The organism is Methylobacterium pseudosasicola, assembly GCF_900114535.1.
Lineage (GTDB): Bacteria > Pseudomonadota > Alphaproteobacteria > Rhizobiales > Beijerinckiaceae > Methylobacterium > Methylobacterium pseudosasicola.
On sequence record NZ_FOTK01000101.1, the window covers coordinates 1 to 5520 of the forward strand.

General features: G+C 66.8%; 9 protein-coding genes. 5 read left to right on the plus strand and 4 right to left on the minus strand.

From position 1 onward, the window contains the following. The coding region (locus tag BM228_RS35750; protein ID WP_244537441.1) for a helix-turn-helix domain-containing protein at positions 1-247 on the minus strand (247 nt) is incomplete at its 3' end. A 52-nt stretch (positions 248-299) separates the two neighbouring features. Here BM228_RS35750 and BM228_RS35075 point away from each other — a divergent pair. From BM228_RS35075 to BM228_RS33080, 3 genes are read left to right on the plus strand one after another with little or no spacing between them, the layout of a single operon-like run. Continuing rightward, entirely contained in the window at positions 300-446 is a 147-nt protein-coding gene (locus BM228_RS35075) for a hypothetical protein (protein ID WP_167367911.1), read from the plus strand. Next, positions 443-1495, plus strand: coding sequence for a FecCD family ABC transporter permease (locus tag BM228_RS33075; protein WP_092047519.1), 1053 nt, complete (start codon positions 443-445; stop codon positions 1493-1495). Before BM228_RS35075 ends, BM228_RS33075 begins: the two co-directional genes overlap by 4 nt. A gap of 22 nt (positions 1496-1517) precedes the next feature. Further along, entirely contained in the window at positions 1518-1979 is a 462-nt protein-coding gene (locus BM228_RS33080) for an ATP-binding cassette domain-containing protein (protein ID WP_092047530.1), read from the plus strand. 277 nt (positions 1980-2256) lie between these two features. Here BM228_RS33080 and BM228_RS33085 read toward each other — a convergent pair whose 3' ends face one another. After that, on the minus strand, positions 2257-2976 hold the full coding sequence (locus BM228_RS33085; RefSeq protein ID WP_092047535.1) for a helix-turn-helix domain-containing protein: 720 nt from the start codon (positions 2974-2976) through the stop codon (positions 2257-2259). A 547-nt stretch (positions 2977-3523) separates the two neighbouring features. On the opposite strand from BM228_RS33085, the gene BM228_RS35080 reads away from it, so the two are divergent. After that, complete coding sequence (locus BM228_RS35080) at positions 3524-3667, plus strand: hypothetical protein (RefSeq protein WP_167367912.1); 144 nt, start codon at positions 3524-3526, stop codon at positions 3665-3667. A gap of 76 nt (positions 3668-3743) precedes the next feature. Here the strand turns inward: BM228_RS35080 and BM228_RS33090 are convergent, their stop codons facing one another. Both BM228_RS33090 and BM228_RS33095 read right to left on the minus strand, forming a co-directional pair. Further along, a complete protein-coding gene (locus BM228_RS33090; RefSeq protein ID WP_092047537.1) occupies positions 3744-4763 on the minus strand; it encodes a zinc-dependent alcohol dehydrogenase family protein in 1020 nt (339 codons plus the stop codon). 185 nt (positions 4764-4948) lie between these two features. Next, entirely contained in the window at positions 4949-5260 is a 312-nt protein-coding gene (locus BM228_RS33095) for a hypothetical protein (protein ID WP_139234348.1), read from the minus strand. Positions 5261-5341: 81 nt separating this feature from the next. Between BM228_RS33095 and BM228_RS33100 the strand changes: the two genes are divergently transcribed. Continuing rightward, positions 5342-5520, plus strand: a 179-nt coding sequence (locus tag BM228_RS33100; RefSeq protein WP_139234349.1) for a helix-turn-helix domain-containing protein, incomplete at its 3' end; no start/stop codon positions are given.

A 5520-nucleotide genomic window follows, 5' to 3' on the forward strand; every position in this document is an offset into this window, starting at 1 on the left:
GGAAGATCTCGGGCCGGGCCTCGTAGGTGGACAGGATCAGATCGGCTTGCGCATCGAGGGCCGGGAGGCGATCATCGCTGTGCGTCGGGTCGGGCGCGACGTGGCCTTCCTGGGCGAACCGCGCCGACCATCGGCTTGCACTCGACACGCTCACACCGAACCGAGCTGCCGCTCGATGGAAGGAAGCGCCCTCGGCCACGGCCGCCACCACGCGCTCGCGCAGATCGACAGACAAAGGTGATGGCATCGCCGGCTCCTTCATCAGTCAACGCGGCAAACGCTGCTCCGTCGCAACGCCCATGGAAACGGCTCTAGCCGTCGAGGTCATGGCTAAGTGGCTGCACCCGGAACTCATGGAAGGCATCGAACCCAAAGCGACGCTCGCCGAGATCAGCGCCCGCTTTCTCGCGGTGCCGATGGCGGGCACCTACTGGATCGACCCGTGACCGTCGGTCTCTCCGCCACGCCCGACCCGGCGGCAGCCTACGCCCGGACGCTTCGGCGGCGAGCAGTGTGGCTGGCATTGGCGATCCTCTGTGTCGGGCTCGCGTTCCTGCTCGACATGGCGACGGGTCCCGCCATGCTGCCGCCGGGACACGTGCTGCGCGCGCTGCTCGACCCGGCGGGCGTCACGCCCGCCGAAACGGCGATCGTCCGGGCGGTCCGACTGCCGCCCGCGGTGACGGCGCTGCTGGTCGGCGCGGCCCTGTCGCTCGCGGGCACCGAGATGCAGACGATCCTCGACAACCCCTTCGCGAGCCCCTTCACCCTAGGGCTAGCCGCGGCCGCCGCCTTCGGCGCGGCGCTCTGCATCGTGGCCGGCATGGGCTTGCCGTATCTGCCCCGCGCGTGGGTCGTGCCCGCCTACGCCTTCGCATTCGCCCTCGGAGCGGCCCTGCTGCTCCAGGGTCTGTCACGGCTGCGAGGCGGGCGCGACAGCGTCGTGCTGTTCGGCATCGCGCTGTTCTTCAGCTTCAACGCCCTGGTGGCCTTGCTCCAGTTCGCGGCGACCGAGCAGGCGCTGCAGCAGCTCGTGTTCTGGACGATGGGGAGCCTCGGCCGCACGGACTGGGCGCAGATCGGCGCGCTGGCCGCGATCCTCGCCATCATCGTCTCCCTGTCGCAGCGCTCGGCCGCGGACCTGACGGCCCTGCGCTTCGGCCACGAACGCGCACGCACCTTCGGTATCGACGTCGGCCGGCTGCATCTAGCCGCCATGCTGCGTATCAGCGTGTTGACGGCAGCGGCGGTCGCGTTCGTGGGGACGATCGGCTTCGTTGGGTTGGTCGGGCCGCACCTTGCGCGGCTGCTGGCCGGAGAGGACCATCGCTTCCTGCTTCCGATGAGTTTGTGCACCGGCGCCCTGCTGCTCTCGCTCGCCTCCACCGCGAGCAAACTCCTCGTACCCGGCACGATGCTGCCGATCGGAATTGTGACCGCGCTGATCGGGGTGCCGTTCTTCATGATCCTGATCGCGCGCAGGGTGGCGTCATGACGCCATGTTGTGAGATTGCGCCATGATGCCCAATGGGTCGGCTGGGCTCGCGGTCGCCGACCTGCGGGTGGGCTACGGCCGGCACGCGGTCCTTCGCGGGGTGACGCTGCCGATGATACAGCCTGGAAGGCTCACGGTCGTGGCCGGGCCGAACGGGGCGGGCAAGTCGACGCTCCTGCGCGCGCTCGCCGGGCTCGTGCCGGCCGCGGGCTCGATCCGGCTCGACGGCCGCGAAATGATAGGTGCCCCGGCGCCTCGCCGCGCGGAGGGCGTGGCCTTCATGCCGCAGGCCCTGCCCCCCGACCTCGCCTTCACGGTGATCGAGGCCGTCATCCACGCCGCCAGGGCGGGCGAGCGGGTGCCCAGCGCGTCGGCGCCCGTCCAAGCGGCGGCCGTCCTCGATCGGCTTGGGCTGACGGCGCTCGCCCGGACCCGGCTCGATCGGCTGTCGGGCGGACAGCGGCAGCTGCTGTGCCAGCTGTGACACCCGCTCCGTCGCCAGCTTGATCGAGGATGGAGAATTCTTGGTGAGGCTCTACAGAGGGCGGAAGACGGCAGGAACCGGGCCGACGGCTTCAATGTCAGAGCCGAATGAGCGTGTGACCGCGAGCGCCAGGTCTGGCGGAAGACAGCACTGCCGAGTCGGCATGCAGCGTCAAAGTTCCAGACCTCGCGGCTCATAGCGGGCGACCAGCCCACAAATCGTGGTCTCCAACGCAGGAGTTCTGAGGTGTCCGAGTTGAGCCGCACTCCGAGCAGGACTATCTCAAGCGGATGTCGCTCTCGAGCCCACGATGGCGAAGCGCATCACCGACGAATTCGCGCAAGGCTACGGTACTGATGAGTGTGACGAAGCGGCCCTTTGTCAAGATGAGACCGCGCTGCCGAAGCAAAGTGAAGGCCCGGCTGACAGTTTCGCTCGATACACCAAGATAAGCCGCGATGTCGAAACGGGACATCGGAAGTTTAAAAGCTTTCCCGACCGTCAGAGGCGTGCTCATCTCAAGGAGGAAGTAGGCAAATTTATGGATCGCGTGGGCATGGCGAAGAAGGCACATCTCCTCTGCGCGCTCCGCGTTTTCCAGGACATGCGCCCACAATCGACGCACCACGGCCGGGTCGGAGATCATCATGGCCTCAAGTCGCGGGTCTGAGCAGCGCAACACCCGCGCCTCACTGACGGCCTCCGCGCAGGAGTAGCGGGTAGACCGCTTCTCGATTCCGAAAATGTCACCGGCTGCGTGGAAGGCGTAAACAGTACGATGCCCATTACATGCTATGGTGGTGATCCGGACGACACCAAAGACGACTTCGTAGACGAAGTCGGCCGTATCCCCATCTTTGTAGATCGTTTCGCCGGCTCGAAACGACTCGACAGCATGGTCGGCAGGCGCCCGGAACCGATCCTGCCCCGCCGATCTTGGCTGATGTCCTGACACATCGTTCGTTCTAAGATCGTCAAGGCCGAACTCCAGAAACATAAAAACCTCGTGCGGACTAAAGTCTTTTGATATGTACTTATACTAATAAATATCTATTCATTCGTGTCTCTCCCTACAGTGAGCGTATTGGTTTTGATACTTAGATAGATCACACGGACGAGCAATACGGATGGGTCCTTAGGAGATCTTCGCGACAGCTCGTTTTTCTCTGCCTAAGGCGGCGGTCCGGTCGATAGCGCAGTGCGGTTCAGGTGATTATTTCGGTCCCACATACACGCCAGAGGCTCGGTCGCCTGCGAACAGCGCTCCCCGGGCGCAGCGGTTCGCATATTGGCGGGCAGACGACACGAGGCGCCGATATCGCCGCGCCGACGCGCACGAGCGCCAGGCGGAAGTTGCGGCCTGGTGGCGAGCTACCCCCGCCGGCGTGGCGCCGGGCGCGTTCAAGCCCTTCGCTCAATCCCTCTAGGTCGATCTACACGCCGACCCGGATCACCCGCCACAACCCATTCACCTCGGGTTCCGCAGCGGCCGCAAAGTCCCGCTCGACTTTCTCTTCTCGCTCCGCTCGATCGGCGTCCACCACGTGATCCTGAACCTCAAGTACGGCGCACGCAGCGCCGGCGAGGTGCTCGAAGAGATCGGCTCGGAGGTGTTGCCGCAGTTGAAGGCAAGCCAGCCGGCGTCGGCACCGACAGCCGCCCACGAGCGCGTGGCGGCAGCGCGCTAAAACCGCGCTGCCGCATCTGCCCGCCCGCTTCTACGACGTTTGCGGCTCATCCGATCTGCGGCCGCCGCGACGCCCCTCAGGTCGCGATGCAGATCTTGCCGAAATGGCGGTTGCTCTCCTGATGGCGGAACGCCGCGACGAGGTCGTCGAGCGGGTAGCGGCTGTCGACCAGCGGCCGCAGACCGCAGGCCTCGATCCCGCGGATCATCTCGATCTGGTGGCGGCGGCTGCCGACCAGCACGCCCTGCAAGCGGATCTGCCGCAGGAGCGCCGGCACGAGTGGCAGCTCGGCCGCCACGCCCGACAAGATGCCGATCACCGAGATGTGGCCGGCAACCCGCACGGCGACCATGGACTGTTCCAGCGTCGCCGGCCCGCCGACATCGAGGACGTGGTCAACGCCGCGCCCGTCGGTCAGCCTTCGGGCGGTCTCGCCCCAGGCCGGATCGGCGCGGTAGTTGATGACGTGGTCGGCGCCGAGCTCTCGCAGGCGCTCCAGCTTCGCGTCGCTGGAAGAGGTGGCGATCACCGTGGCACCCGCCGCCTTGGCGAATTGCAGCCCAAACAGCGACGTGCCGCCGGTGCCCTGGACGAGGACGACATCTCCGGTCTTCAGGCCGGCATCGGCGTGGAGCGCCCGCCAGGCGGTGAGGGCGGCCGTGGTCAGCGTCGCTGCCTCGGTATGGTCCCAGCCTCGGGGGGCGCGGGTGAAGGCCGTCGCAGGCGCCGTGACCCGTTCCCGCGCGTAGCCGTCGACCCCGTCCCCCGGCACGGTGGCGAAGCCCTCGACCTGCGGCGTGCCCTCCAGCCAGGTCGGGAAGAACGTGCTGACGACCCAGTCGCCCACGGCGAACTCGGCCGGCCCTGGCCCGACGGCCTCGACCTCGCCGGCCCCGTCCGACATCGGGATGCGCGGCTCCCTCGGCCCCCACATCCCGCTGACCACCGCGTAGTCGTGATAGTTGAGGGAGCTCGCCCGCAGGCGGACGGTGATCTCCCCGGGGCCGGGCTCCGGCACGGGACTCTCGCCGAAGGTCACCTTGTCGAAGCCGCCGCCCGGCTGAACGATGACGGCCCGGGCTGTCGATCCAGTCATGATACACCTGCCTTCCTACGCCTGAAATGCCACTCGTTTTGGGCATCGAAGCCGCCAGCTTGTCGTCCTGAGCCGGGGGAACGAGTCCGATCCGGACCCGGCACCCAGGGGCGTCAGCCTCGTCGAGAGACTGCACCCGCCCGGCCGCCCCGCCATGACGGCCATCAGCGAACGGCACGATTCCGTCAGCCCCGCAGGGCTGCCGCAAAGTCGGCGATATCCAATTCGAGTTCGTCTCTCAGTCGGACCTGTAGAATAGGTGAGGAAATATCGAGGAGCACACGGCCCGTGGAGGCCCTGGAACCTGGGCGGATCACGAGCGTGAGTCGCGATCCGCCGGTGTCCAAAGCGTCGATCATGAGGTCCCGGTCGAAGGTGCGATCGGAACTCGCGACAAACAGCCGGAAGCGATTCGGGCGGGTGAATTCGATCACTTCCGACTCGATGATGGCGACAGCCCCAAGCAGGAGCCGGCGCTCGCGCAGGCGTGACCCCACGCTCATTGCCCCCTAAGAGCCGTTTCCATGGGCGTTGCGACGGAGCAGCGTTTGCCGCGTTGACTGATGAAGGAGCCGGCGATGCCATCACCTTTGTCTGTCGATCTGCGCGAGCGCGTGGTGGCGGCCGTGGCCGAGGGCGCTTCCTTCCATCGAGCGGCAGCCCGGTTCGGTGTGAGCGTGTCGAGTGCAAGCCGATGGTCGGCGCGGTTCGCCCAGGAAGGCCACGTCGCGCCCGACCCGACGCACAGCGATGATCG

Coding starts and splice junctions, on each gene's coding strand:
- BM228_RS35075 (WP_167367911.1), top strand. CDS start 300: ATGGAAACGGCTCTAGCCGTCGAGGTCATGGCTAAGTGGCTGCACCCG.
- BM228_RS33080 (WP_092047530.1), top strand. CDS start 1,518: ATGATGCCCAATGGGTCGGCTGGGCTCGCGGTCGCCGACCTGCGGGTG.
- BM228_RS33085 (WP_092047535.1), bottom strand. CDS start 2,976: ATGTTTCTGGAGTTCGGCCTTGACGATCTTAGAACGAACGATGTGTCA.
- BM228_RS33090 (WP_092047537.1), bottom strand. CDS start 4,763: ATGACTGGATCGACAGCCCGGGCCGTCATCGTTCAGCCGGGCGGCGGC.